At 67.2% G+C, this 21523-nt stretch carries 21 protein-coding genes; 13 read left to right on the top strand and 8 right to left on the bottom strand.

Annotated elements, in window-relative coordinates; all coding sequences use genetic code 11:
- Genes QTI05_RS01725 through QTI05_RS01715 form a run of 3 tightly spaced genes read left to right on the top strand, consistent with a single transcriptional unit; the run spans position 1 to position 2995 of the window.
- Positions 1-843, top strand: a complete 843-nt coding sequence (locus QTI05_RS01725) for an ABC transporter permease (protein WP_286542399.1) — start codon at positions 1-3, stop codon at positions 841-843.
- 15 nt (positions 844-858) lie between these two features.
- Entirely contained in the window at positions 859-2061 is a 1203-nt protein-coding gene (locus tag QTI05_RS01720; RefSeq protein WP_286622678.1) for a mandelate racemase/muconate lactonizing enzyme family protein, read from the top strand.
- 7 nt (positions 2062-2068) lie between these two features.
- Positions 2069-2995: an aldose 1-epimerase gene (locus QTI05_RS01715; RefSeq protein WP_286622677.1), complete on the top strand. Its 927-nt coding sequence runs from the start codon at positions 2069-2071 to the stop codon at positions 2993-2995.
- A 32-nt stretch (positions 2996-3027) separates the two neighbouring features.
- Here the strand turns inward: QTI05_RS01715 and QTI05_RS01710 are convergent, their stop codons facing one another.
- From QTI05_RS01710 to QTI05_RS01700, 3 genes are read right to left on the bottom strand one after another with little or no spacing between them, the layout of a single operon-like run.
- Positions 3028-3714 carry an RraA family protein gene (locus QTI05_RS01710; protein ID WP_286622676.1) on the bottom strand — a complete coding sequence of 229 codons (687 nt, stop codon included), beginning with the start codon at positions 3712-3714 and terminating at the stop codon, positions 3028-3030.
- Between the two features lie 9 nt (positions 3715-3723).
- On the bottom strand, positions 3724-4710 hold the full coding sequence (locus QTI05_RS01705) for a Bug family tripartite tricarboxylate transporter substrate binding protein (RefSeq protein ID WP_286542406.1): 987 nt from the start codon (positions 4708-4710) through the stop codon (positions 3724-3726).
- A complete protein-coding gene (locus QTI05_RS01700) occupies positions 4707-5963 on the bottom strand; it encodes a pyridoxal phosphate-dependent aminotransferase (RefSeq protein WP_286622675.1) in 1257 nt (418 codons plus the stop codon). The genes QTI05_RS01705 and QTI05_RS01700 overlap by 4 nt, the downstream gene beginning before the upstream one ends.
- A 102-nt stretch (positions 5964-6065) precedes the next feature.
- On the opposite strand from QTI05_RS01700, the gene QTI05_RS01695 reads away from it, so the two are divergent.
- Positions 6066-7061: a LysR family transcriptional regulator gene (locus QTI05_RS01695; protein WP_286542410.1), complete on the top strand. Its 996-nt coding sequence runs from the start codon at positions 6066-6068 to the stop codon at positions 7059-7061.
- Positions 7062-7073: 12 nt separating this feature from the next.
- Here QTI05_RS01695 and QTI05_RS01690 read toward each other — a convergent pair whose 3' ends face one another.
- Positions 7074-7982: a LysR substrate-binding domain-containing protein gene (locus QTI05_RS01690; protein ID WP_286623326.1), complete on the bottom strand. Its 909-nt coding sequence runs from the start codon at positions 7980-7982 to the stop codon at positions 7074-7076.
- Between the two features lie 136 nt (positions 7983-8118).
- Between QTI05_RS01690 and QTI05_RS01685 the strand changes: the two genes are divergently transcribed.
- From QTI05_RS01685 to QTI05_RS01645, 9 genes are all read left to right on the top strand, one after another.
- Positions 8119-8778: a substrate-binding domain-containing protein gene (locus QTI05_RS01685; protein ID WP_286622674.1), complete on the top strand. Its 660-nt coding sequence runs from the start codon at positions 8119-8121 to the stop codon at positions 8776-8778.
- Positions 8779-8794: 16 nt separating this feature from the next.
- Positions 8795-9715 carry an amidohydrolase family protein gene (locus QTI05_RS01680; protein WP_286622673.1) on the top strand — a complete coding sequence of 307 codons (921 nt, stop codon included), beginning with the start codon at positions 8795-8797 and terminating at the stop codon, positions 9713-9715.
- Positions 9716-9870: 155 nt separating this feature from the next.
- The gene (locus tag QTI05_RS01675; RefSeq protein WP_286542415.1) at positions 9871-10854 is read left to right on the top strand and encodes a Bug family tripartite tricarboxylate transporter substrate binding protein; all 984 of its coding nucleotides are present in this window, start codon (positions 9871-9873) and stop codon (positions 10852-10854) included.
- A gap of 42 nt (positions 10855-10896) precedes the next feature.
- Entirely contained in the window at positions 10897-12204 is a 1308-nt protein-coding gene (locus QTI05_RS01670; RefSeq protein WP_286622672.1) for a porin, read from the top strand.
- A gap of 195 nt (positions 12205-12399) precedes the next feature.
- A complete protein-coding gene (locus QTI05_RS01665) occupies positions 12400-12906 on the top strand; it encodes a Csu type fimbrial protein (RefSeq protein WP_286622671.1) in 507 nt (168 codons plus the stop codon).
- 10 nt (positions 12907-12916) lie between these two features.
- Positions 12917-13642, top strand: coding sequence for a fimbrial biogenesis chaperone (locus QTI05_RS01660; protein WP_286622670.1), 726 nt, complete (start codon positions 12917-12919; stop codon positions 13640-13642).
- Between the two features lie 4 nt (positions 13643-13646).
- Entirely contained in the window at positions 13647-16001 is a 2355-nt protein-coding gene (locus tag QTI05_RS01655; RefSeq protein WP_286622669.1) for a fimbria/pilus outer membrane usher protein, read from the top strand.
- The gene (locus tag QTI05_RS01650) at positions 15998-17029 is read left to right on the top strand and encodes a Csu type fimbrial protein (RefSeq protein ID WP_286622668.1); all 1032 of its coding nucleotides are present in this window, start codon (positions 15998-16000) and stop codon (positions 17027-17029) included. The genes QTI05_RS01655 and QTI05_RS01650 overlap by 4 nt, the downstream gene beginning before the upstream one ends.
- A 152-nt stretch (positions 17030-17181) precedes the next feature.
- Positions 17182-18480, top strand: coding sequence for an MFS transporter (locus QTI05_RS01645; protein ID WP_286542424.1), 1299 nt, complete (start codon positions 17182-17184; stop codon positions 18478-18480).
- A gap of 10 nt (positions 18481-18490) precedes the next feature.
- Here QTI05_RS01645 and QTI05_RS01640 read toward each other — a convergent pair whose 3' ends face one another.
- Genes QTI05_RS01640 through QTI05_RS01625 form a run of 4 tightly spaced genes read right to left on the bottom strand, consistent with a single transcriptional unit; the run spans position 18491 to position 21488 of the window.
- Complete coding sequence (locus tag QTI05_RS01640; RefSeq protein ID WP_286542426.1) at positions 18491-18805, bottom strand: gamma-butyrobetaine hydroxylase-like domain-containing protein; 315 nt, start codon at positions 18803-18805, stop codon at positions 18491-18493.
- Positions 18795-19814: a HEAT repeat domain-containing protein gene (locus QTI05_RS01635; protein ID WP_286622667.1), complete on the bottom strand. Its 1020-nt coding sequence runs from the start codon at positions 19812-19814 to the stop codon at positions 18795-18797. Before QTI05_RS01635 ends, QTI05_RS01640 begins: the two co-directional genes overlap by 11 nt.
- Positions 19815-19821: 7 nt before the next feature.
- Complete coding sequence (locus QTI05_RS01630) at positions 19822-20682, bottom strand: ABC transporter ATP-binding protein (RefSeq protein ID WP_286622666.1); 861 nt, start codon at positions 20680-20682, stop codon at positions 19822-19824.
- A complete protein-coding gene (locus QTI05_RS01625; protein WP_286622665.1) occupies positions 20679-21488 on the bottom strand; it encodes an ABC transporter permease in 810 nt (269 codons plus the stop codon). The genes QTI05_RS01630 and QTI05_RS01625 overlap by 4 nt, the downstream gene beginning before the upstream one ends.
- Positions 21489-21523: the final 35 nt, after the last annotated feature.

Genomic DNA, 21523 nt, shown 5'->3' with positions numbered 1-21523 from the left:
ATGGACTCCCATCGCCTCCTGGCCAAACTCTGGAAATCGCTGATCGCGCTGGTGATGGCGTTCTTCGTCATCAACGTCGCGCTCATGGTGGCGGCCGTCGCAACCAGCTCGGTGGCGCGCCGCTGGCTCGGCACCTGGTTGCCCGAGGGCTACACCCTCGGCTGGTACCTCGCGGCCTGGAAGGAGTTCCAGCTCGGCAGCGTGCTCTGGGTCACGGTCGAGGTCGTGGCCGCCGTCGTGTTCCTGTCGATCCTGATCGGCGTGCCCGCCGCCTACGCGCTGGCGCGCCGCAACTTTCCGGGCAAGCGGCTGCTGATGGGCCTCTTCCTGATTCCGCTGATGGTGCCGCCGATCACCTACGGGATTCCGCTGGCCACCGTGATGTACCAGGCCCACATCGCAGGCACCATCTTCGGCGTCATCCTGTCGAACATGATCCCGGCCGTGCCTTTCATGATCCTGGTCATGACGCCCTTCATCGAGCAGATCGACACCAACCTCGAATCCGCCGCGCGGGTGTTCGGCGCCAGCACCTTCAAGCTGTTCTGGCATGTGCTGCTGCCGTTGCTGGCGCCGGGCATCCTGGCGGCCTCGCTGCTGGTGCTGGTGCGCACCATCGGCATGTTCGAACTCACCTTCCTCACGGCCGGCCCGGATTCGCAGACGCTGGTGGTGGCGCTCTACTACGCGGTGTTCGCGGCGGGGGTGCGGGCGCCGCAGTCGGTGGACGCCATGGCCATCATCTACATGACGATCACGCTGGTCTGGCTGTTGATCGCGCTGCAGTTCGTCAACCCGACCCAATTGGTCAGCCGCGTCAAGGAGCATCCGCAAACGGCCTGAGCCGCGCGCGCCGCCATGAAGATCACCCAAGTTGACACGGTCCACGTGGCCGCGTATCCCAACATTCTCTGGCTGCAGATCCACACCGACAGCGGCCTGGTCGGGCTGGGCGAAACCTTTCGCGGCGCCCAGGCCGTGCAGGCCCAGATCCACGAACTCGTGGCGCCCTACCTGCTCGGCAAGGACGCGCTGGCGATCGAGGCGCACCACCATCATCTGCTGCACGGCTACATCGGATTCGCCAGCAGCGGTGTCGAGACGCGCGCCGCGTCGGCGGTGGATATCGCGCTCTGGGATCTGCTCGGCCAGGTCACGCAGCAGCCGCTCTACCAACTGCTCGGCGGCGCCGTGCGGGAGCGCGTTCCGGTCTACAACACCTGCGCCGGCTACACCTACAACAAGGCCGGCCAGCGCCGCGCGGTGACCGACACCAGCGTCGAGGTGCCGGCCGAAGGCCCCTACGAGGACCAGGTGGCCTTCGTCAAGCGGCCGGCCGAGCTGGCCGAGAGCCTGCTGCGCGAAGGCTACAAGGCCATGAAGATCTGGCCGTTCGATCCGTTCGCGCAAGCCAGCCGCGGCCAGGCCATTTCCGCGCGCGATCTCGAGACGGCGCTGCATCCGTTTCGCGAAATCCGCCGAGCCGTCGGCGACGAGATGGACATCATGGTGGAACTGCATTCGATGTGGAACCTGCCGATGGCCGTGCGCATCGCGCAGGCACTCGAGGAGTTCAAGCCCTACTGGGCCGAAGACCCGATCCAGATGACCAACCTGGACACCGTCGCCGAGTACCGGTCGCGCACGCGGATACCGGTGTGCGCCAGCGAAACACTGGCCACGCGCCAGCCCTTCATCCACCTGCTCAAGAACAACGCGGTCGACTATGTGATGCTCGACCTGAGCTGGGTCGGCGGCATTTCCGAGGCGAAGAAGATCGCTGCGATCGCGCAGGCCTTTCACAAGCCCGTGGCGCCGCACGATTGCACCGGCCCGGTCGTACTGGCCGCGTCGCTGCACCTGGCCATGAGCACGCCCAACGTGGTGCTGCAGGAGGTGGTTCGCGCCTACCTGTCGGGCTGGTACCGCGATCTCGTCACACAGCTGCCCGAGGTCCGTGACGGCCACGCCAGCGTGCCCCCGGGTGCCGGCCTTGGCATGGCGCTGGCTCCGGCGTTGTTGCAGCGGCCGGACGTGACCATCCGCAGCAGTGTGCTCTGACCGCGCCGTGACCTGGCTCAGCGTCGCACCCGAGACGACCCTGCAACACGGTGCGTTCAAGGCGGTGCTGGCGCCAGCCGCGGGCGGGCGCCTCACGCGGCTGATGTCCACCGAGGCAAGCACCGGCGAAGTGACGGATTGGCTGGTTCCGCTCGACGACGCGGTGCGCGCCGCGGGCTTCGAGGCGACCGCCTGGCCCAAGGCGGGCTGCTATCCGCTGGTGCCGTTCTCGAATCGAATTCGCGGCGGCCACTTTGTGTTCGAAGGCCGAAGTGTCCAACTGCCGATCCATCCGGGTGAGCGTCACGCGCTGCACGGAGGCAGCCACAGGATGCCCTGGCAATTGATCCGCCAGGAACCGCAGAGCGCGACCATGGTGTATCGCCATCCAGAGGGCGAGCACGGCTGGCCCTGGGCGTTCCGCGCCGAGCAGGACGTCGTGCTCGACAACAACGGGGTCACCCTGCGCCTGCGCGTCACGAACGAGAGCGCAGCGGCCATGCCCTGTGGCTGCGGCTTTCACCCGTACTTTCCCGCTCATTTCGGCCACCGTCTTCAGTTCCGTGCCGGCGCCGTCTGGCCGCCCACTGCGGACTTCCTGGCCCTGGGGCCGACGCAGGTCGATGCGCAGCAAGACTACGCCGCGCCGCGCACACTGCCCGACCTCGAACTGACGCAGTACTACGGCGAATGGGACGGGCAGGCCATGCTCGTGTCTGCAGACGGACGCTCGATCCACATGAAGGCCGAAGCGCTGACGCATCTGGTGCTCCATCGTCCAGCGGGCAAAGGGTATTTCTGCGTCGAGCCGGTCTCGCATGTGGCCGATGCGGCCAACCTCGCGCAGCAGTCTGGGCCGAGGACTGGCTGGCAGATCCTGCCGCCCGGCGAAACGCTGGCTTGCAGCGTCCGGATCGCATGCCTGGCATCTTGAGTCGGAATCGCGAACAGACCGCGATCCGCTAGCTAGAGCGTCTCGTTCTCTTTCAGCACGCCCGCACTGCGCAGCGCAGATTCCAGCCATTTGGCGGCCGTGTCGCCCTTCTTGATCGCATCGATCCGCGCGGCTTCGTCCTCGACCTTTTTTTCCGCTGCCTGGAGAAGACGCTCTACCTTCTCCCGCTCGACCACGACCACGCCGTCGGCATCGCCAACCACCAGGTCGCCCGGACGGACGGCGACGCCGCCGACCGACACCGGATGCCCGATCCGGCCCGACGCTACTTTCGTCGGACCATTGGGATTGGTTCCGACCGAGAAAACGGGAAAGTCCATGTCGTCGATTTCAAGGCTGTCGCGCACCGCGCCGTCGATCACCACGCCGGCAATGCCGACCTGCCTGCAGGCGGTCATCATGATGGTGCCCATCAGGGCCGAGCTTTGGTCGCCCTTTCCGTCGATCACCAGCACGTCGCCCGGCTTTGCCAACGCGATGGCCGCATGGATCATCAGGTTGTCGCCAGGCCGCACTTCCACCGTCAGCGCGCTGCCGGCCAGCTTCATCCGGGGGCGCAGGGCACTGATGCGGCCGTGCAGGGCGCCTCGGCGGCCTGCAACGTCGGCCAGGATCGCAGGCTGGAACGCCGACGCCTGCTTGACCAGCTCGGGCGCGACGCGCTGGAAATCGCGAACGATATCGGGGGACTGGCTCATCTTGTGTCCTCACTCGGCCTTGACGTCGGCATCCTTCACCACGCGGCCCCACTTGCGCTTGTCGGCAGCAAGGAACGCACGAAACTGCTCGGGAGTGCTCCCCACCGGCTCCAGGCCGTCGGCAGTAAGCCGCTTGGCGATCTCGGGCATCGCGAGCACCTTGGCGACCTCGCGCTGAATGCGTTCAACGACGGCCGGTGGCGTGTTCCTGGCTGCGCAAATGCCCGCCCACGTCACGGGTTCGAAGTCGGGAACACCGGCTTCCATCACGGTCGGAATGTCAGGGAACGCCGGCAACCGCCGTGCACTGGCCACCGCGAGGGCGCGGAGCTGCCCCGAGCGCGCGTACTGCATCGAACTGACGGGTTGGTCGAAGATGATCGAGACCTGGCCCGCGAGCAGATCGGTCATCGCCTGGCCGGTTCCCTTGTAGGCAACATGCACGATGTCGATGCCCGCGCGCGTCTTCAGCATCTCGCCCGCCAAGTGGCCCCCCGTTGCAGTGCCTGAAGAAGCGAAGTTGATTTCGCCTGGCTTCTGCTTGGCGTAGGCGACGAGTTCCTTGACGTTCTTCACGGGCAGGGCCGAGTTGACCATCAGCATGTAGGGCGCGTTGGTGACCTGCGTGACCGGCACGATGTCCTTCTCGGGGTCGAAGGGCATGCTCTTGAGCACATGCGGCTGTATCGACAGGGTTCCGGTGGTGCACATCAGCAGCGTGTGCCCGTCCGCGGGCGCGGCGAGCATTGCCGACGCCGCGATGTTGCCGCCGGCGCCGGGCCTGTTGTCGACCACGACCTGCGTTGCGAGCCCTTCTGCCAGCTTCGGCGCGATCAGGCGTGCCACGACGTCGTTGGAGCCGCCCGGCGAAAAGCCGACCAGGATCTTCACCGGCTTCGAGGGAAAGGAGTCCGCTGCCAGCGCGTGGGTGGCGCACAGGCAGGCGGTGCCGGCGGCAACGGCCGGCAAGAGTTTCAGAAGCGATCGGAGTTTCATGGCTGTTCCTGGTTCATTTCGACATGGGGCAAGGAGGCGGTGCGAACTTGGCTCGAGAGTTCGTCGCGTGCCCGCGCAATGCGCCGGCAGCCTTCCAGCAACTGTTCGGTGCTGGCGGCAAAGGAGATGCGGAAGTGCGTCGGCACGCCGTAGGCGCTGCCTTGCAGTGCTGCCAGATTCTGCGAGTCGAGCAGGTGCATGACCCAGTCGTCGCTGCTGTTGATCGTCGCGCCCGTGCGCGTGCGAAGGCCGAACAACTCGCTGCACGAAGCGAAAACGTAGAACGCCCCATCGGGCACCTGGCAGTGGATGCCGTCGATGGCGTTGAGCGCTGCAACCACGGTGTCGCGCCGGCTCTGGTATTCGCGCCGATTCGCGGCAATGGCGTCCTGGGGGCCGGTGAGTGCCGCGACCGCTGCCGCCTGGGCAATCGAGTTCGGGCCGGACGTGCTCTGCGACTGGAGCTTGACCATTGCCTTGATCAGCTCCGAAGGCGCTGCGCCGTAGCCGATGCGCCAGCCCGTCATCGCATAGGCCTTCGAGACGCCGTTCACCGTGAGGGTGCGATCCTTGAGATCGGGCGCTGCCTTGGCGATGGTGGCGAACTCGGCATCGCCATAGATGAGGTGTTCGTAGATGTCGTCGGTCAGTATCCAGACATGGGGGTGGCGCCTCAGCACCTCGGCCAGTGCCTGGAGTTCGGCGCGTGTGTACGTCGCGCCGCTCGGATTGTTCGGCGAGTTGAGCATCAGCCACCTTGTCCTCGCGGTGATGGCCCGCTCGAGATCCGCGGGCTGGAGCTTGAAGCCCTTTTCCGCCGCGCAGTCGACGAACACCGGAACGCCGCCGGCCAGCAGGGCGATGTCCGGGTACGACACCCAGTAGGGCGCCGGCACGATGACCTCGTCGCCAGCCGAAACCGTGCACATGAGCGCATTGAAGATCACCTGCTTTGCGCCGGTGCCGACGATGATTTCGGCCGGTGCGTAGACCAGGCCGTTCTCGTTCCGGAACTTGCCGGCGATGGCTTCTTTCAGCGCCGGGGTGCCGCCAACGTCCGTGTACCGGGTCTGGCCAGCAGCCATGGCGCGGACTGCCGCGTCCTTGATGTGCTCCGGCGTCTCGAAATCGGGTTCGCCGGCCGTCAAAGCCAGAATGTCCCGGCCCGTGGCGCGCAGCTCGCGCGCTCTCTGGCCGGCCATGGAACTGGGAGAAGGCTTGATTCGGTGCAGGCGTGGAGCGATGTGGAGCATGGACGCAGTATCAAAGGCCAGGCGCCGCGGGACAAACGAGAAATCGGAGGATCGGGGTATTCCTTTTATTCCTGCGGAGCATTGCGCTTACATTCCAGTGGGATGAACTTCACCTTCAAGCAGCTGGAGGCGTTCCTCTTCAGTGCCAAGCTCCAGAGCTTCAGCGCCGCGGCGGTGAAGCTGCACACCACGCAGTCGGCCATCTCCAAGCGCCTGGCGGAACTCGAAGCCTCGCTTGGCGGGCCCCTGCTGCACCGCACCTCCCACGGGCTGGAGCTCGCCCAGGCCGGCCGCCAGCTGCTGCCGCTGGCGGAAGAAGCCCATCGGCTGTGGCAGCGCATCGAACACGACATCAGCGTGGACAAGACGCTGCGCGGCACCTTCCGCGTGGGCGTGACGGAACTGATTGCGATGACATGGCTCACGCGCCTGATCCAGCTGCTGCAGAAGCTGCACCCCCATGTGACGCTCGAGCCCGTGGTGGATGCGGGGCTGACGCTCTTCGAGCGCCTCGAAGCCAACAAGCTCGATCTGTCCATCATGCCGGGAACCTTCTGGGGCCAGGCTTTCGAATCGGTCAAGGTCGGGCAGGTCGACCAGGCCTGGATCGCGAGTCCGCGGCTCGGCATTCCGCAACGAGCCCTGGCGCCGCATGAGTTTGCGGACTATCCCGTGATCGAGCAGCCCGCCGGCGCTTCGAAGAACAAGTTCTACGAGGCCTGGCGCGCGGAGCACGGCTTTCGCTTCGGCAAGGTTCTGCTCACCAACAGCACGACTGTCTTGCGCGAACTGACGATCAGCGGTTTCGGAATCAGCCAGCTTGCGCTCGACTATGTTCGGCCGGACATCAAGAGCGGCGTGCTGCGCGTCGTCAAGAGCGATCCGATGCCGCCGCCGCTGGTCTACAGCGCGGTCTATCGAAGCGACAGTTCGAGTCCCGCGTTGGCGCGCATTGTCGAGCTGGCCGTCGCGACTTGCGATTTCACGCTGCGGGCCAGCCAGCACGACGTGGCTCCGGCACGTCTGCCGCGCGGCTCGGGCGCGACGCTGCGGCAGCGCCCGGTCCGCCCACGCGCGAAGAAGGCCGCCAGGAGATAGTTGCGCCCGCGCCTACGCGGCCAGGAGCTTCAGCGCCATCTGCTGGACAAGCTGCAGCATCGCCTTTTGCGTGAGCGTCGCCGTGCGTCGCGAGCTCATTGCCATGAAGAGCTTGCTATGCAGCCGGGGCGCACTGATCGGCCGTGTCACGAAAGCCTGCGGGCGCGCGGCGGTGGCGACGGCATTACGCGGCAGGATGGCGCTGCCCGCGCCGTCTTCGACCAGGTCGAGAATCGCGGCAACACCATCGATCTCCAGGGCCACCTGCGGCCGGCAGCCCAGGTGGGCCATCTCGGTTTCCACCAGCATCCTGATCGCATTGGGACGGCTGGGCATCACCAGCGGAAGGGCGGCCACGTCGCGCAGCGGTATTCCCCTGGCCTTCGCCGTGGGCGCTGCCTTGCCGGTTCTGCGCTGGATCAGGAACAGTTGCTCTTCGAGCAAGGGGGTGAGTTCCACGTCCGGCGTCTGCACGGCGTTGTACAGCAATGCAATGTCGAGCTGCCCCCTGGTGAGCGACTCGTACATCGCCACCGACAGGCCTTCCCTGACGGACAGCGATGCTTCCGGCATGCGCTTTCGGACTTCGCGAAGAAGCGGAACGGTGAGCACCTTGGCCACGCTTGGCGGCAGGCCGATCGCAACCCGGCCGGCGAGGGCGCCGCGCACGCGGCCGAGTTCTTCGCGCGCACGCTCGACCTGGTGCAGGATGCCGCGCCCGTGCTCCAGCAGAAGTCGGCCGGCATCGGTCGGCACGGCACCCCTTCCGTTGCGGGTCAGCAGGCTCTGGCGCAGTTCCACTTCGAGCAGCCGAACCTGCCGGCTGAGCGCCGGCTGCGCGATATCGAGTGCGAGCGAGGCGCGCGTAAAGCTGCCCAGTTCGGCGACACGAACAAAGTACTCCAGCTGCCGAAGGTCCATGAAACGCAGTGTAGGGCAGGGGTGCCAGTTATGCCCCCTTGTTCTAGCTGGTAGTGCCGGCAATGGCTTCCATCCGGCAGGCAGCGCGCAGCAGAATCGCCGCATGACATCGACCCCGATCCGCGGAATTTCGTCCATGGCCACGCGCCTGGTGCTTGGCGAGTTGGCCGAGGCGTATGCGCAGCTGTCGGGCAGCGAGGTCGATATCGAATCTGTCGGCGGCGTCGACGCGGCGCGCCGGGTCGAGGCCGGCGAGCCATTCGATGTCGTCTTCCTGGCTTCCGGCGCGATCGACAAACTCGTCTCATCGGGCCGGGTGGTCGCAGGCAGCAAGGTCGACCTGGTCCATTCGGATGTCGCCGTCGCCGTGCGCGCCGGTTCGCCGAGGCCGGACATCGCTTCCGAGGACGCCGTGCGTCGCGCGGTGCAGGAGGCCACGTCGATCGGCTACTCCACCGGGCCGAGCGGCGTGGCGCTGACAAAGCTCTTCGGGCGCTGGGGCATCGCCTCCGAGGTCCAGCCGCGCATCGTGCAGGCGCCGCCGGGCGTTCCGGTCGGCGAGCTGGTCGCGCGCGGCGAAGTGGCACTGGGCTTTCAGCAACTGAGCGAACTGATGCATCTCGATGGCATCGACGTGGTCGGCCGATTGCCCGCCGCCATCCAGATCACCACCACTTTCTCCGCGGGCCTTTGTGCCGTATCGACACACGGCGCGGAAGTGCGCCGCCTGCTCGACTTCATGGGTTCACGCGCCGCGGCCGAAGCGAAGCGCCGCCACGGCATGGAGCCGGCCTGAATCAAAGAGATATGCAATGACTGAATTCACCAAATCGCCCGGCTGGCTGGACTGGTATGCCGGCCCGTCCAAGCCGAAGTTCAAGCTTCCTGCCGGCAGCGTGGACGCCCACTGCCACGTGTTCGGGCCGGGCGCCCGGTTTCCCTACGCACCGGAGCGCAAGTACACGCCCTGCGACGCGTCGAAGGAACAGCTGTTCGCACTTCGCGACCACCTGGGGTTCGACCGCAATGTGATCGTGCAGGCCACCTGCCACGGCGCGGACAACCGCGCGCTGGTGGATGCGCTCGAGGCGTCGGGCGGCCGCGCTAGAGGGGTTGCCACCGTCAAGCGAAGCGTGAGTGACGCGGAACTTCAGGCCTTGCACACCGCCGGGGTGCGCGGCGTGCGCTTCAACTTTGTCAAGCGGCTGGTGGACTTCACGCCGAAGGACGAACTGATGGAGATTGCCGGCCGCATCCACCGGCTGGGCTGGCATGTGGTGATCTATTTCGAAGCCGTCGATCTGCCGGAACTGTGGGACTTCTTCACCAGCCTGCCGACCACCGTGGTGGTCGACCACATGGGTCGTCCTGATGTGAGCAAGCCGATAGACGATCCCGAGTTCGAGCTGTTCGTGCGCTTCATGCGCGAGCATTCCAACGTGTGGGCCAAGGTGAGTTGCCCGGAGCGCCTGTCGATCACCGGCCCCTCGGCACGGGACGGCGAACAGGCCGCCTACCGCGACGTGGTGCCCTTCGCGCGCCGCATCGTCGAGCTGTTCCCCGACCGCGTGCTGTGGGGCACCGACTGGCCGCATCCGAACCTGAAGGACCACATGCCCGACGACGGCCTGCTGGTGGACTTCATCCCGCACATCGCGCCCACGGCGGAACTGCAGCAGAAGCTGCTGGTCGACAACCCCGCGCGGCTCTACTGGCCGCAAGAGAAGAACTAGTTTTTCCCGAGGCCCCCTGCCACCGGGTGGCAGGCGGTTGCCTTCGCCTTTGCCTGCGTTATCGAAGTTCGGCATATCAGCAAGTCTCGTAGTGACATTGCCGATAGGGGCCACCTGGCGGACAGTGCCGACATTCCATTCACAAGGAGACATAAATGACATCAAGAAATCGTCGGCTGCTCGTGCTGGGTGCCGTGAGCGCCGTGGGCGCGCTGGCACCGACCCTCCGCGCCTACGCACAAACCTGGCCGGCGCAGCCGATCCGCATCGTGGTGCCTTTCGGCGCGGGCGGGGTGGCCGACCTCACGGCGCGCGTGGTGGCGCAGCGCCTGAGCCAATCGCTGGGCCAGCCAGTGATCATCGACAACCGGCCCGGCGCCGGGGGCGTGGTGGCATCGGACGTCGTGGCCAAGGCGGCACCGGACGGCTACACCCTGCTGCTGATGTCGAACGCGAGTGCGGTCAGCGCCAACCTCTTCAAGACACTGCCCTTCGACGTGATGCGGGATCTCGCGCCGATCTCGACACTTGCCACTTTCGAGCTGGGCCTGCTGGCACGCAGCGATGCGCGCTTTCGCAATGCGGCCGAACTGCTGGCCTATGCGCGGGCCAATCCGGGCAAGCTCAACATCGGCAGCATCAACGTGGGCAGCACCCAGCACCTGGCTGCGGAGCTGTTGAAGATCCAGGCCAAGGTCGACCTGCAGGTGGTGCCCTTCAACGGCTCGCCAGCGGTGCTCACCGCGCTGCGCGGCGGCCAGATCGATGCAGCGGTGGAGATCCTGGCGCCCGTGATGGCGCAGGTCACCTCCGGGGCGCTGCGCGTGCTGGCCGTCACGAGCGAGAAGCGCTCGCCGGCCCTGCCGGACGTGCCGACCATGATCGAGAGCAGCATCCCCGGGTATGCGGTGACGTCGTGGAACGCACTGGCCGCGCCCGCTCGCACGCCGGCGCCGGTGATTGCGCGGCTGAACCGCGATATCGGCGCCGCCCTTGCCGATGCCGAAGTCCTCAAGAAGCTGCGCGCACTGTATGTGACGCCCGGCGCGAGCTCGCCCGAGAAGGCGCGTGAACTGCTGGCGAGCGAAGTCACGCGCTGGGGCGAAGTCATCACGCGTGCCGGCATCGCCAAGCAGTAGTCGCCGACCCCGGCCGAGCAACTTTCATCACCGAGAACCCCCATGAAGAAATCCACTGTCCTGGCAGCGAGCATGCTGTCGTGCGCCACTGCGGCAACCGCTCAATCCTCCGTCACGCTGTTCGGCGTGGTGGACGCCGGCGTCAGCTACTACAGCGCCAAGAGCACGTTCTACAACAACACCAGTGCGCTGGTTCTGCCCCCTGCCACCGCGCCCACAGGCGTCACCCAAAGCCAGACCGGCTTGTCCAACAGCGGGATCTCCAACAGCCGGCTTGGATTCCGCGGCACGGAAGATCTGGGCGGTGGTTTGTCCGCCAGCTTCTGGCTTGAGGCGCAACTGGCGAACGATACGGGGCTGGGCGGCGGGCCGGCCGGTGCGTTCGCCTTCAACCGGCGATCGACCGTGAGCCTGGCGGGAGACTTTGGCGAGATCCGCCTGGGCCGCGACTACACACCGACCTTCTGGAACGACTCGGTGTTCAGTCCGTTCGGCACCACCGGCGTCGGCGCGAATGTCGTGTCGACCGTGGGCAGCAATATCGCGGTGGCCAGGGGCCCCGGGTCGGCGCTGGCAGCGTCGGACAACTACCTGCGCACCAACAACAGCATCGGGTACTTTCTGCCGCCGACGCTGGGCGGCTTCTATGGCCAGCTGCAGTACGCGCTGCACGAAAACATCGCCGCGAGCAACGTGCCTGGCAGTCCGACCACGAAGGGCCGGTTCGTCGGTGGCCGCTTCGGCTATGCGTCCGGGCCGCTGGACGTGGCGCTGGCCTACGGCGCGAGCACCGCGGCGGACACGACGGGCGTGAATGCCGCAGGCGGCCTCACGGGCGTCAATCTCGACGAAAAGATCAAGACGATCAGCCTGGGGGCGTCGTACAACTTCAATGTGTTCAAGCTCATCGGCGAGCTCTCGCAGGTGCGCGATCAGAAGCAATCGACAACGCCCGTGCCGGTGTTCGGGTTGCTCGCCGCGCGCGAGAACGACAAGTACACCGGCGGGCTGCTGGGCGTGACGGTGCCGGTGGGGCCGGGCCTGATCAAGGCGTCTTACTCCCGCGTGAAATTCGACAACGATCCGGGCTCCCTCGCGTCGCCTTTCGCGCTACGGCGCGACGCTTCGGTCAACAAGCTCGCCATCGGCTACGAGCACAACCTTTCCAAGCGCACCGCCCTCTACGCCACCGTGGCGCGCATCCGTGTGAAGGATGGCCAGAACAACCCGGCCATCATGGGCGCCACCACGGGCGGAACCGCGGCCTATCTGTCGACGGGCGCCGGCACTTCGGGCTATGCGCCGAGCAAGGCGATGGGGTATGACTTCGGGATCAAGCACGCGTTCTAGAGGGTAGAGGGCGGGGCGACGAGGGGCTGAACGCGCCGGGGAGGGGGTCGCAGGCGGCAATCCATTCACTTTTTGCAACAAAAGTATCTATGTTGAAACTAGTGAGAACTAATGCACTAGCCGTTGGAAATCGGGCGCGCACACTACCCAGGCCGGTCCACTTGCCCCTTTCCACCGAACCTAGTACCCCACACCATGAAAAAGCTCTCCCTCATCGCCGCTGCAGTCCTGGCCGCCACGGTCACCAGCGCGGCGGTTGCCGCAACGACCACCGCCACGTTCCAGGTGCTGATCACGGTCGTCAAGGCGTGCTCGGTTACGGCAGGCGCCGGCTCCAATATCGACTTCGGCTCGGTGAACTCCAGCGCCACCGCCTTGTCCGCGTCCAGCAACATCAGCGTGACCTGCTCCAAGTCGACGCCGTACAACGTCGGCCTGCTGCCCTCGAACAACAGCACTACGGGCGGCGGCATCATGAGTCCCCTCGTGGTGGGCCCGGACACGGTGGCCTACCAGCTTCGTTCGGTGAGCGCCGCGGGTCCGGTCTGGGGCAGCACTGCCACGGACGTCGCTGTCGGCAACGGCGTTGCCGGCACCGGCACCGGCGCGGCGCAAAGCATCCCGGTGTTTGCCACGGTTGGGAGCGCCAACGTCACGCCCGGCAGCTATGCCGACACAGTGACGGTTCAGGTCAACTACTGATCGCCGGGCCGTGCGCCTGCTGCGATACGCCGCCCTCCTTGCGCTTGCCTGCGCGCACGCGGTCGCGGCGGCGAGCGGGCTGCAGGTTTCGCCGGTCACGCTGACGCTGCAGCCGGCGCAGAACGCCGATGGCCTTTGGCTCAGCAACACCGGCGACAACGTGGTGCACGCGCAGGTGCGGGTCTATCACTGGACACAGGAGAACGGCGTCGACAAGCTGACACCGTCGCGCGGGCTGCTGGTCAGCCCGCCGGTGATGCAACTGCCCGTGTCAGACCGCCAGCTGATCCGCGTCATTCGTGCCGATGCTCCCGCCGGCGTGGTCGAGGGCGCGTACCGTGTCATCATCGACGAGTTGCCGGTCGAGGTGCAGGACAAGAGGGGCCTGCAGCTGGTGCTGCGCTATTCGGTGCCGATCTTTATCGCGGCTGCCGGCGCGCAGTCCGCAGCGCCCCAGCTGAAATGGTCGCTGCACCGGGAGGGCGTTCAAGCGGTGCTCGAAGTTGCCAACAGCGGCGGAATGCACGCCCAGTTGGCCGACCTGAATTTTGTCGATAGCGGCGGCCGCCGCACCCAGGTGCATGCCGGCCTGATGGGCTACGTATTGCCGGGCGCACGCATGCGCTGGCCATTGAAATCGTCCGCAGAGGCTTTTGCACTCGGCGGCGTCCTGGAAACGATGATCAATGGCAACGCGACGCAGGAAAACATTCCGCCTCTCGAACGCGTCCGCTGAGCGCTTGCTGCCACTGCTGCTTCTCTCCGGCCTGATGCCCTTTGCGGCGCAGGCCGAGAATGCTGCAACCACCGCAAGCCCACCGGTCGCCGCATCCGCGGAAGGCGACCTCGCCGGGCCGGGCGGCAGCGATCTCTATCTGGAACTGAGCCTCAACGGCAATCCGCAGGGCCTGGTGCACTTCGGCCTGCGCGGCCAGGCGCTGTGGGCCAGCGCAGCCACACTGCGGCAACTGGGCTTCGTGCTGCCGGCCGGCATGGCCGATCCCGTCAGGCTGAACAGCCTTGCGGGGGTGCAGGTCAAGTACGACGCGGCACGCCAGAGCGTGGCGATCAACGCAACGGCCGAGGTGCTGCGCCTGTCCAAGACCGTGGTCGACACATCGACGGTCATCTCGCCCAAGGCCAGCGCGTCGCCCGGCCTGCTGCTCAACTACGACCTCTATGGCACGCAGGGCCGCAACAACACTTCGAGCCTCAACGCGATCACAGAGCTGCGCGCGTTCAGCGGAAGCTCGGTGCTCAGCAACACGCTGATGACGCGCGCGGCCCGCATCGACGACGCGGGCTGGAGGCACGACTCGGTCCGGCTCGACACCACCTTGAGCACTTCCTTCCCGGAAGACATGCTGACGCTGCGCGTGGGCGACACGACCACTGCGGCGCTGCCATGGTCGCGTTCCACGCGCATCGGCGGCGTCCAGCTCTCGCGCAACTTTGCGCTGCAGCCCTATCGCACCACCACGCCGCTGCCGGCTTTCCTGGGGGCGGCTGCGCTGCCCTCGCAGGTGGAGCTCTACATCAACGGCATGCGCCAGTACACGGGCCGGGTGCCGGCCGGGCCGTTCCAGCTCAACACGGTCCCGAGCATCAACGGCGCCGGCAACGCCCAGGTAGTTCTGACAGACGCCTTCGGCCGCGCCACGACGCTCGACTTCTCGCTATACGACACCCAGCGGCTGCTGCAGCAGGGGTTGTCCGATTGGTCGGTCGACCTCGGCGTGGTGCGCAAGGGCTACGGCCTGCGCTCCTTCGACTACGGCAGCGATCCCGCCACCACCGGCACCTGGCGCTACGGCGTGAGCAACAGCTTCACGCTGGAGGCGCACGGCGAGGCCACGCGCGGACTGGTGAAGGGGGGCGTCGGCGGCGCATGGCTGCTCGGGCAAAGCGGCGTGCTGTCGGGCGCGGTGGCGCAGAGCAGCTACCAGGGGCAGGGCGGCTCGCTGCTGAACCTGGGCTACAGCTGGCGCGACAACCAATTCAACTTCGCGGTCGAAGGCACCCGCACCCGCGGCGAGTTCCGCGACGTTGCATCGCTGTACGGCAGTGCGCCGGCGCGCGGCTCGGGCCGCACCTCGATCGGCTACACCACCGACAACTTCGGCAGCTTCGGCCTCAGCTATCTCTACCTGCGCTATCCCGCGCAACAGGCGACGCGCCTGGCGAGCGCCTACTGGTTCAAGTCGCTGGGACGCAGCGCCTCGCTGAACGTGAGCCTCAACCAGAACCTCGACGACCGGCGGGAGCGCAGCCTCTTCGTCGGCTTCACCTGGTCGCTCGACGGCAGGGTCACGGCCACTGCCGGGGTTCAGCGCGATCGGGATCGCACCGTCTACACCGCCGACGCGCAGAGCTCGACCCCGAGCGAGGGCGGCATCGGCTGGCGCACCGGTCTGCGCCACGGCGGCGGCCAGAGCGGCGGCCAGGCCGAGGTCGACTATCTGGGCCGCTACGGCCGCGCCATGGCGGGCATCAGCGTGCTCGGCGACAGCCGCTACGCCTATGCAGGCGCCACGGGTTCGGTCGTGTTCATGGGCGGCCAGCCGTTCGCGGCGCGCCGCATCGACGATGCCTTCGCCGTGGTCTCCACGGACGGCGTCGCCGGCGTGCCGGTGAAGCTGGAGAACCGGTCGATCGGCACCACGGACGGCAATGGCATGCTGCTGGTAGCACCGCTCAGCGCCTACCAGAACAACCACTTGTCGATCGACCCGATGCAATTGCCCGCCGATGTGCGAATCGAACGCGTGAAGACCCTCGCCACGCCAAGCGACCGCGCCGGCACACTGGTGCGATTCGGCATCACGCCGATCAATGCTGCTGCGCTGATCCTGGTGGACGAGGCTGGCAAGCCGCTGCCGCTGGGCAGCCGCGTGCGCGCCAACGGCCGGGCCGACGAGCCCGCGCTGGTCGGCTTCGACGGCGCGGTCTATCTCGAGACGCTCGAACCCCGGAACACGCTCGACGTGCAGATGCCCAACGGCCGTTGCCGGGCCAGCTTCGACTACCGCAAGGACGGCAGCCGCATTCCGCAGATCGGGCCGCTGCGCTGCGCCAGGGAGGCCAGGTCGCCATGAACCTTCCGAACCGAACCTGGCGAGGCCTGCTCCTGCCCCTGATCTGCGCGTTGCTGTGGTGGCTGCCGGCCGGCAGTGCGCAGGCGGCCGTCAACTGCACCGCGACGATGACGAACGTGGCCTTCGGCACGGTCGACCTGGTCGCCGGAGGCACGCCATCGCCCGTCACGGCCACGCTGAACTACACCTGCACCAACAACGGCCTCACCGCCATGCAGGCCAGGGTCTGCTTCAACATCGGCGATGGCAACGAAGGCGTCGGGAACTTCAATCCGCGCATCATGAAGAGCGGCGCCACAAACACCTTGAAGTTCCAGCTCTACCAGTCGACGAGCGGAACGGTCTGGGGCTCCAACGGCAACGCCTCGGCGCCGAATCCTTTCACCGTGGCGTTGAGCATTCCTGCCTGGAATCTTTTCAGCGGCGACGGACACGTATCCGGAAGCGCCACCATGCGCGGGGAACTGATCGCGCTCCAGACCACCGTGCCGCCGGGCGCCTACCAGGACAGCTTCGCCGGCGACCACACCTCGATCATGCTCACGACGAACCTGTTGTTCATGCCGCCGGACTGCAACAGCGTCCTGCTGTCGAGCAAGTTCCCGTTCGTGGTCAGCGCGACTGTCGCCAAGAGCTGCCTTGTCACGGCTGATCCGCTGAACTTCGGCAGCGTTGCCGGTCTCCCGGGGGCAGCCGATATCGACCGCACGAGCACCATCAACGTGACCTGCACGACGCCGACGGCCTATACGGTCGGGCTGGCGCCCTCCAATGGTGCGACGACCGGCGCCGGCGTCATGGCCCCGACGGGCGGCGTGCCGGGCAATACCGACACGGTGGCCTACCAGCTCTACCGCAACGCGGGCCGCTCCAGCGTCTGGGGCAATGTCACCGGCACCAATACCGTCGCGGGCACCGGCAGCGGGCTGGTGCAGGCACTGACCGTCTATGGCCGGGTGCTCGGCGCCGGCGCCAACGTGAGGCCGGACAGCTACCTCGACGTGGTCACCGTTACCGTGACCTATTGAGCCCATCGCAACCGCGAGGGCCCGAAACTGGTGCATCGAGAAAATCGATGAGCTGAGCGAGAAATTTCGCGTTGGAGTTGGCGCGCGTGGATTTCCACAATGGATCCCGTCACAGAGCTTTCACACATGAAGGCCAACCACGAGACCACACGATGCCCGCAGAAACCACCGTCACGCAAGCCAGTCCGGCCCTCGGCGCCGCCGCCGATGCGAACTGGCTGAAAACCCTCGACCCCAACGAGAAGCGCACGCTGGCCGCTTCTTTCAGCGGCTATGCCGTCGATGCCTTCGACTACTACACATTGCCGCTGGTCACGCCGATCCTGCTAACGCTGTGGGGCATGAGCAAGACCGAAGTCGGATTCATCGGCACCGCCACGCTGGTGGCCTCGGCGCTGGGTGGATGGCTGGCCGGCATCCTGGCCGACCGCTTCGGCCGCGTGCGCATCCTGCAGCTCACGATACTGGTGTTTGCCATCTTCACGTTTGCCTGCGGGCTGGCGCGCTCGCCCGAGGAACTGCTGATCGCACGCACCCTGCAGGGCCTGGGCTTCGGCGGCGAATGGGCGGTGGGTTCGGTGTTGATCGCCGAGATGATCCGGCCGGCTTACCGCGGCAAGGCGGTTGGCCTGGTGCAGAGCAGCTGGGCCGTCGGCTGGGGCGCGGCGGTGCTGGTGTCGATGGCCCTGTTTTCCTTTTTGCCGCCGGAAATCTCGTGGCGTGCGATGTTTCTGCTGGGCCTGCTGCCCGCGCTCCTGATCGTCTTCATCCGGCGCTCCATCCGTGACCCCGAGATCTATGTGCAGACGCGCGCCGCCGTGGCGCGCGGCGAGCGCAGCGGCAATTTCCTCGCCATCTTCAAGCCGGGCCTGCTGCGCACGACGGTGCTCGCGAGCCTGCTGTTCACCGGCATGCAGGGCGGCTACTACGCCATCGGCGTGTGGCTGCCGACCTTCCTCAAGAACGAGCGCCATCTCACCGTGCTCGGCTCAGGCGGCTACCAGTTCATGTTCATTGCGGGCGCCTTCATCGGCTACCTGTGTGGCGCGTATCTGTCCGACCGCCTCGGGCGCCGGCGGGCTTTCATCCTGTTCGCGGTCGGTGCCGGCGCGCTCGTCTATGCCTACACGCTGCTGCCGATCACCGACGCGCTGATGCTGGTGCTGGGCTTTCCGCTGGGCTTCTTCATGTCGGGCATCTTCAGCGGCGCCGGCGCTTTCCTGGCCGAGCTTTTCCCGAACGAACTGCGCGGCTCGGGGCAGGGCTTTTGCTACAACTTCGGGCGCGGCTTCGGCGCTACCTTCCCGGCCCTCGTGGGCCTGCTGAGCGACCGGCTGCACCTGCCGCTGGGCACTGCCATCGGCGTGTGCGCGGCCGTGGCGTACGCCATGGTGGTCGTGGTGGCGCTGTGCCTGCCGGAGACGCGGGGGCGCGACCTGCACCAGAACTGAACTCAGCCGGTCAACCGGGTGCGTGCGGCTGCTCCAGCAGCGCCCTCAAGAACACCCAGGGAAAAATTCCCCGGTCATGCCCATCGCTGAACGCGAACTGCACGCCGTAAGCGCCGACCGGCTGGATGTCCGTCACGCACAACCCGGCGGTTGGTTGCGGCTGCGTCGCATCGTCATCGGGCCTTGCCGCGCGCAGCGCCTTGCAGTCGGCACAGGGGCAGCTCGATCGCAGCAGCTGGTATGCCGCCACATGCCGTGCACCGTCCGCCCAGCAGAACTCCAGCGCCGCACGCGCGCGATGGTCGACGATGGACTCAGGCGCCATGTGCGGGGTCGCGTACCGGGCCATGTTCCGGGCCGATCTGGGCGATGGCCAGTCGCGCCGACTTGCGCACTTCCGGATCCGGGTCGTGCGCTGCGCGTTCGAGCGCAGGCAGCGCGGCTGCATCGCCGATCTCGCCGAGCGCCAATGCCGCTTCCTTGCGCAGATTGCTGATGCCGTGATCCAGCGCCGCAAGCAGCGGTGCCACGCTCTCGGTATTGCGCAGCCGTCCCAGGCTGCGTGCTGCACGCAGGCGCACCTGCCAGTAGGGGTCGTCCAGGGCCGCGCGCAGCGCCGCGGCCGCCGCGGGCTGCTGCAGCTTGCCGAGCGCGGTGGCGGCTTCTTCCCGCACTTGCCAGCTCGCGTCGCGCAGTGCGGCTTCCAGCGCGTTGCGGGCGTCTGCATCGGCGGTGGCGAATGCCAGCGCTCCCACGGCCACACGGCGCACCTCGTCCACCGGATCGGAGACGGCGAGCCCGGCCAACGCAGGCAGCGCGGGCGCATGCTTCAGATAGCCGAGCACGCCGATCGCTTCGCGGCGCAGGGCGATGGCATCGGTGGCATCCGGCGCGGCGTGTGCCTCGTGCAACACCGCCAGCGCAGGCCCGGCACTGGCAGGCACGCGCAGTTCGCGCAGCGCGCGCAGCACGGCGGCGCGCACCCGCGCCGGCCCGGCCCCCGCATGCGGCAGCAGCCAGGCGGCGGACGCCGGATCCTTCAGTTCGGCCAGGCTGTGGGCTGCGGCCTCGCGCACCTGCGCATCGGCATCGTCCAGCGCCACGGCCAGGCCCTCGATGGCGGTCTGGTTCTCCATGGTTTCGAGCGCCAGCGCGGCGGCGGCGCGCACGGCCGGCGCGTCATCGCGCAGCGCCGCGACCAGCAGCGGGGTGTGGGCCTCATCGGCCAGGTCGCCGAGGCTCAGCACGGCGATGCGCCGCACGGTCGCGTCGGCGGAGCGGAGCCGCTCGGCAATCGCCTGCAATTCGGGATCGTCAAGGTTGGTGATGTTCATGTTTCTGCTAGATGGCGAAGCGCAGTTGGGCGGCCGTCGGCATGCCCAGCGGGGTGAGGCGCTGCAGCGGTGCGCTGGCAGCCGCATGGGGATGGAGCAGTTGCAGGCAGTGCCGCTTCAGCGCAGTGAAGGCGGAAGACGTGACCAGCGAAGGGTCGCGCGGCCGTTCGAAATCCAGCGCGAACTCGGCGACGATACGGCCCGGCCGTGGTCCCATCACGAGCACGCGGTCGCCGAGGAACAGCGCCTCGTCGATGTCGTGCGTGATGAAGACGATGGTGGTGCGCACGCGCGCCCAGGCGTCGAGCAGCTGGCGCTGCATCATCAGCCGGGTCTGGGCATCGAGCGCACCGAAGGGCTCGTCCATCAGCATCACGCGCGGATGGTTGATGAGCACCCGCGCAATTTCCGCGCGCTGCTGCATGCCGCCCGAAAGCTGGCAGGGATAGAACCCGGCGAAGTCGTCGAGTCCGACCAGCCGCAGCATCTCGTGCGCCCTGGCATGGCGCTCGCGCCGGCCCACGCCCTGCATCTTCAGGCCGAAGGCGACGTTGTCGAGCACCTTCTTCCAGGGAAAGAGCGTGTGGTGCTGGAACACCAGCCCGCGATCCGGATGCGGCCCGTGAACCGGCTCGCCGTCCACATGAATGCCGCCGCGCGCAGGCGCCAGGTGGCCGGCCAGTGCACCCAGCAGCGTCGACTTGCCGCAGCCAGAGGGGCCGAGCAGGCAGACGAACTCGCCGGGCTCGACGTGCAGCGTGATGTCCTGCACCGCGTCGAAGGCCTGCTCGCCGCGGCCCAGGCGCACGCGCAGGTCGTCGATGGCGATGCGGCCTTTTTGCACTTCGGCTTTCACGTCGGCCTTCATGCGCGTTTCTCCTGCACCGAGCGCCAGGGCATCAGCGCCTGGCCGGCCCAGCGCACCAGCGCGCTGCTGCCCATGCCGAGCACACCGATGACGAGCATGCCGACCACGATGTCGGCGTAGTTCTGGATCGTGTACGACATCCACGTGTAGTAGCCGATGCCGAACTGGCCCGAGATCATCTCGGCCGTGACGAGGCAGAACCACGCCGTGCCCATGCCGATGGCCAGGCCCGTGACGATGCTCGGCAGCGCACCCGGCAGGACGACCTCGCGGAACACCGCGAGCCGGCCGGCGCCCAGGCTGCGCGCCGATGCGACCAGGCGCGCGTCCACCGCCTCCACGCCGTGCACGGTGTTGAGCAGCACCGGAAACAGCGCACCGACAAAGGTGATGAAGACCATCGACGCCTCCGACGACGGAAACATCAGGATGGCCAGGGGAATCCAGGCCACGGCGGGGATCGGCCGCAGAACTTCCAGCGGCGGCAGCAACGTGTCTTCGGCCCAGCGGGCGCGGCCGATGGCCAGGCCCAGTGCCACGCCGGCCACTGCGGCCAGCCCGAAGCCGATGAACACGCGGCGCAGGCTGGCCGCCAGGTGCTGCAGCACCAGCGGCGATTGCAGCAGCGACCAGGCCGACTCGGCCACCTCGCGCGGCGGCGGAACGTTCTGGAAGGTGATGAAGCCCAGGTTCACGCGCTGGCGCGTGGCAAGGTGCCACGCGATCACGCAGATCAGCAGCGCGGCAATGCGCCAGGTGGCACGCGGCAGGCCGGCGCGCAGGCTTTCGGTGGTGGAGCTGGCCATGGTGAGAATGAAAGGCGGTCGCGGGGCAGGGCGGG

Source organism: Variovorax fucosicus, from assembly GCF_030316825.1.
Lineage (GTDB): Bacteria > Pseudomonadota > Gammaproteobacteria > Burkholderiales > Burkholderiaceae_C > Variovorax > Variovorax fucosicus.
Note: the sequence above shows the minus strand (reverse complement) of the source record. Positions and strands in the feature narration are given on the sequence as shown.

Bases quoted from the DNA above. Each gene is read 5' to 3' on its own strand.
- QTI05_RS01670 (WP_286622672.1), top strand. From the start codon at position 10,897: ATGAAGAAATCCACTGTCCTGGCAGCGAGCATGCTGTCGTGCGCCACT.
- QTI05_RS01625 (WP_286622665.1), bottom strand. From the start codon at position 21,488: ATGGCCAGCTCCACCACCGAAAGCCTGCGCGCCGGCCTGCCGCGTGCC.
- QTI05_RS01690 (WP_286623326.1), bottom strand. From the start codon at position 7,982: ATGGACCTTCGGCAGCTGGAGTACTTTGTTCGTGTCGCCGAACTGGGC.
- QTI05_RS01635 (WP_286622667.1), bottom strand. From the start codon at position 19,814: ATGAACATCACCAACCTTGACGATCCCGAATTGCAGGCGATTGCCGAG.
- QTI05_RS01645 (WP_286542424.1), top strand. From the start codon at position 17,182: ATGCCCGCAGAAACCACCGTCACGCAAGCCAGTCCGGCCCTCGGCGCC.
- QTI05_RS01665 (WP_286622671.1), top strand. From the start codon at position 12,400: ATGAAAAAGCTCTCCCTCATCGCCGCTGCAGTCCTGGCCGCCACGGTC.
- QTI05_RS01705 (WP_286542406.1), bottom strand. From the start codon at position 4,710: ATGAAACTCCGATCGCTTCTGAAACTCTTGCCGGCCGTTGCCGCCGGC.
- QTI05_RS01650 (WP_286622668.1), top strand. From the start codon at position 15,998: ATGAACCTTCCGAACCGAACCTGGCGAGGCCTGCTCCTGCCCCTGATC.
- QTI05_RS01700 (WP_286622675.1), bottom strand. From the start codon at position 5,963: ATGCTCCACATCGCTCCACGCCTGCACCGAATCAAGCCTTCTCCCAGT.
- QTI05_RS01720 (WP_286622678.1), top strand. From the start codon at position 859: ATGAAGATCACCCAAGTTGACACGGTCCACGTGGCCGCGTATCCCAAC.
- QTI05_RS01675 (WP_286542415.1), top strand. From the start codon at position 9,871: ATGACATCAAGAAATCGTCGGCTGCTCGTGCTGGGTGCCGTGAGCGCC.
- QTI05_RS01640 (WP_286542426.1), bottom strand. From the start codon at position 18,805: ATGGCGCCTGAGTCCATCGTCGACCATCGCGCGCGTGCGGCGCTGGAG.
- QTI05_RS01680 (WP_286622673.1), top strand. From the start codon at position 8,795: ATGACTGAATTCACCAAATCGCCCGGCTGGCTGGACTGGTATGCCGGC.
- QTI05_RS01695 (WP_286542410.1), top strand. From the start codon at position 6,066: ATGAACTTCACCTTCAAGCAGCTGGAGGCGTTCCTCTTCAGTGCCAAG.
- QTI05_RS01725 (WP_286542399.1), top strand. From the start codon at position 1: ATGGACTCCCATCGCCTCCTGGCCAAACTCTGGAAATCGCTGATCGCG.
- QTI05_RS01710 (WP_286622676.1), bottom strand. From the start codon at position 3,714: ATGAGCCAGTCCCCCGATATCGTTCGCGATTTCCAGCGCGTCGCGCCC.
- QTI05_RS01685 (WP_286622674.1), top strand. From the start codon at position 8,119: ATGGCCACGCGCCTGGTGCTTGGCGAGTTGGCCGAGGCGTATGCGCAG.
- QTI05_RS01630 (WP_286622666.1), bottom strand. From the start codon at position 20,682: ATGAAGGCCGACGTGAAAGCCGAAGTGCAAAAAGGCCGCATCGCCATC.